Origin of the sequence: Marinifilum caeruleilacunae, from assembly GCF_013141825.1 — a bacterium.
GTDB classification, from domain to species: domain Bacteria; phylum Bacteroidota; class Bacteroidia; order Bacteroidales; family Marinifilaceae; genus Marinifilum; species Marinifilum caeruleilacunae.
Genome location: NZ_RZNH01000158.1, coordinates 1 through 475, shown reverse-complemented (window position 1 = coordinate 475; position 475 = coordinate 1). Strand labels below are relative to the sequence as shown.

General features: G+C 49.7%; 1 rRNA gene. It reads right to left on the bottom strand.

Annotated features, from left to right (window positions below):
• Positions 1-475: ribosomal RNA gene (locus ELS83_RS21865) — 23S ribosomal RNA — on the bottom strand; the annotation flags it as partial.

Here is a 475-nt window from a genome sequence, read left to right as displayed (position 1 = left end):
CTCTATCCTTCTCCGTCACACCATCGATAATAACGATCAGTAGTGGTATCGGAATATCAACAGATTGTCCATCGCCTACGCCTTTCGGCCTCGGCTTAGGTCCCGACTAACCCTCAGCGGACGAACCTTCCTGAGGAAACCTTAGATATTCGGCCTGTGGGATTCTCACCCACATCTCGCTACTAATGCCAACATTCTCACTCGTAATCAGTCCACCGCTCCTTACGGTACGACTTCAGCCCGATTACGACGCTCCTCTACCGCTCACACATAAGTGTGAACCCGTAGCTTCGGTGGTAAGTTTGAGCCCCGGACATCTTCGGCGCAGGATCTCTCGACTAGTGAGCTATTACGCACTCTTTTAATGAGTGGCTGCTTCTAAGCCAACATCCTAGTTGTCTTAGAAATCCCACATCCTTTTCCACTTAACTTACACTTTGGGACCTTAGCTGACGATCTGGGCTGTTTCCCTTTT